The sequence below is a fragment of the uncultured Legionella sp. genome (assembly GCF_937871865.1).
Lineage (GTDB): Bacteria > Pseudomonadota > Gammaproteobacteria > Legionellales > Legionellaceae > Legionella.
Genome location: NZ_CALMPD010000035.1, coordinates 1 through 3438, shown reverse-complemented (window position 1 = coordinate 3438; position 3438 = coordinate 1). Strand labels below are relative to the sequence as shown.

Below are 3438 nucleotides of genomic sequence, written 5' to 3'. Positions count from 1 at the left end.
AGGGACTACTCGCCCTAGCCTTCGGCTATCCATGGCTCGCAGCGAATGTAATAAAACTTTTTTTGTGAATTAGTCCACGTTCGGTGGCGAAGCAAGCCCTATGAATACAACTACTCCATCTCCACCTGGATTAAAATGATTTTCACTGTACGGGAGTGGTTTCCAATTGTTTGCAGCCCAGACATTCCCCGCCTGATCTGAAATGGCATGTGTTAATCGCATGAGCGGATGGAAACTAGGCGGTCCTCCAATCCCATTAAGAGGAGTGCCATCGGCTAATAATACTTCACTACCGGCACTAGGGAGAGTGTAACCTGTTGCAGGGGATATCGCATCACCAGTTTGTAATCCACTAGGGCATTTTGCTGGATTAATACCGCAGAGCTTAGAAATTGAATATTTAATGGGCATCGTATTATTTTCCGGTTCAAAATTTGCCACCCAAATATTGTCATCTCCATCAATAGTTACTCCCCAAGGAGCGGAGACACCACCTCGCCCATCATTGTACGAAGTCACAGCTCCCTGAGGAGTGATCCTGAGTATAGCTGGTTCTGTTTGTAGAACAGCTCCTGTCGCAGCAACCCAAGCATTGCCTTGTGAATCGATGGAAACAGCTTTAGGCCTGCTATCGGCTGGAAGTTGTATTGATAATGTTTGAATTAGAGTATTGTTTGTTAATATATATTTATTAATAACAGCTGACTTAGTACTTGTAACCCAGGCGGAACCATCCTGTGCAATAGCAATATCAAAAGTCCCAGAGTTTATTGGTTGTTGGAAATAAACAGCAGAATTAGGATCTCCATTTAAATATACGACAACCCGGTCATTACCATAACTAGCAATCCAAATATTATCGTACTTATCTGAGACTGTACCCTGCGCCCTGTATAAATAATTTACATAGCCAAGTGTTCCTGAAATGGGAATACCTGTTGAAGATATTTTAGAAACACTGCCTTCCCCACCTGGAGGTAAGCAACCATTGCATGAACCCCAACCAAAATTGCCTGCCCATATGGAGCCTTTCGTATCGATTGTAATTCCAAAAGCATTCCCTAATAACCCTCCACCAAATATAGGTGAGACAGGAGTATTATTAGCTCCGTCGGCTGGCTGTCCATTTGGTTTTAAAACCATGATCCAATGAGAGGAATCAGGGGTTCCTTGAACGACATTATTAGTAATCCAAGCATTGCCATACTTATCAAAAATAGTTTTAGCAGCTCCACCAAAAGGAGCATTCAAACTACCTGAATTATTGAATTTTACAGCCAAAGTCCAAGCATCTGGGGAGTTAGCCAACAAAGGCACATAAACAGGGAGTTGGCTTGATTGATTATAAATTAAAGAAACATTATTTGCTGGATTATGAGCGATATTTAGCAAAGCATCCAAAGTATTGGTTGGTACAACACCATCAATTGTCGTTAAGTTAAAAAGAATAGTGCAAGCATTCGATACATTTCGTACACAATGAGCAATCAAGTTAGCTAGATTATTAAGAGAACGTTTCGTGTTGGTTTGATCAGCATTGGGAGACGACATAATCACCGTTGATAAACGACCATCTATCGGAGAGACTAAATTAGCATTCATTCCTGAGGCAATTTTCAGGCCTAAACTTTTTCCAAAAATTTGACCATTGTGAAAAAACTGTGCCATTGAAAAGGCAGCGCCTACCGTAGTCAATTCATTGATAGTTATAGAAGGCAAAATATCCCCTCCTAATACTGTTGCTAATTTAATATTATTACCCACCCGTGCAACAGCATAAAATGAAGTTGCCTGAACTAGTTCTTCAGGAGGAATATAGATGTAAAAATGCCCTGAATTATTTGTTACTCCCTCACCGATTGCTCTTGAGGATGACAAATCCGCCCTGTAAATAGTAACATGGGCATTGACAAGCGGTTGCGACACGGCCGCTCCAGATTGTACTACTCCACTTACTGTTGGAGAGATTGCTTTAACATCCAAAGGATAATTTGTTCCAGCACAAGCAGGAACATTAGGACTACAAACAAAAAGATGATGATGAGGATCAGGAGCTATTGGATTAACCTCACCCGAAATCGTAAGTTCCAAAGTGCAACTAGCACCTGATGATAGTGTAAATTGTGTACCACACAAGTCAGGATGATTTGCATCGCTTACTACTTGTGATACGTTAGGTGGTAAATATTTGACAAAACTATTGGGAAGTGTACGACTGGTGTTGTTGGTTACTGTATAAAACGCGTTTACTGTGTTCCCTAAAATAATGTGTGTAGGTAATGAGACTCCCGCTTTGGGTACGACATTATAAGGAAGTGCATAACTAACCGCATTGGACAAGAATGCTATTAATAATACTAATAAAGAAATCTTTTTATTGTTTTTATTCATTTGTTCTCATCCAGGATTAAACTACATAACTTATTTGTAAGAAAGCTTGATGCATATGAATATTTGAATGTATTAGTGTTTTTGTTATAGGAGTTATATCAATTAAACCATTCCCCAAGCTGGCTTTATCTAAATCAACATAACGATATCCTATTCCTAATCGAATTTTTTCGTGAACAGCAACATCTATACCTGTACCAAGGCTATAAGCAAAACGTGTTACTTTATGATCGGCAAAGTATGGAGTAAATGTTAAGAAACGAGGAACATTTGTTTGATAATCGGAGGCTTTATTGACAGTAGCCCCAAGCCCTAAAGACAGATAAGGCCAATAAATTTTATTAAAAACTCTTAATAACTTTCCTTCAAGTAAAAGCTGACTGCTTTTTAGATGATAGCTGTAGTTGAATCTATCGGCAGATTGCGAATCGACGCCTTGTACCAATATACCTGTACTGGAAATATTCTCACCACGATAGAGGCTAACTCCGAGCTGCAAATTCCATTTTGAATTTAGCTCAACACCGGCTCCTACAGTTCCTCCCCATAATATAGCCTCTGCCCCCGCCCTTTTAGCAAAATATTGATAGGTGGTAAAATCACCATCCATTGTCAACGTTTGCGTCGTTCCTCCATTAACCGCAGCAAATCCTCCATATAACGAAAGAAAAGGTCTAATCTTTGGATTTGATTGAGTTTTTTTCCCTATCGTTCCAGCATAACCGGCTTCAACAGCCAAACTGCAAACAATGGTGCAAGAAGATACGAACGTACAAAAGTATGAAGTGAAATTATTTACAGACTTTATTTTAAGCATATGTCTCCTTACATAAACTTCTTAGGGAATCCCAAAGCTCTTTGTTGAAACTATTTCATGAGAAAGGAGGCTTTGTTGTAAAAATGAATTCAGTTAGTATTAAATTCGCATTACTACCTGACATAATAAATCAGTTCAAAAGACATCACTTTCATAGCGAGGTGATCATACAATCTGGGGTGTGACAATCATTGGAACGAAAAGTTACTCTAAGCAAAATTCAATAAGCC

At 39.3% G+C, this 3438-nt stretch carries 2 protein-coding genes; both read right to left on the bottom strand.

Annotated features, from left to right (window positions below):
* Positions 1-69: 69 nt before the first annotated feature.
* Positions 70-2391, bottom strand: a complete 2322-nt coding sequence (locus tag Q0495_RS02210) for a hypothetical protein (RefSeq protein WP_298622578.1) — start codon at positions 2389-2391, stop codon at positions 70-72.
* 16 nt (positions 2392-2407) lie between these two features.
* Positions 2408-3208: an outer membrane beta-barrel protein gene (locus tag Q0495_RS02205; protein WP_298622576.1), complete on the bottom strand. Its 801-nt coding sequence runs from the start codon at positions 3206-3208 to the stop codon at positions 2408-2410.
* Between the last annotated feature and the right edge of the window lie 230 nt (positions 3209-3438).

Coding starts and splice junctions, on each gene's coding strand:
- Q0495_RS02210 (WP_298622578.1), bottom strand. CDS start 2,391: ATGAATAAAAACAATAAAAAGATTTCTTTATTAGTATTATTAATAGCA.
- Q0495_RS02205 (WP_298622576.1), bottom strand. CDS start 3,208: ATGCTTAAAATAAAGTCTGTAAATAATTTCACTTCATACTTTTGTACG.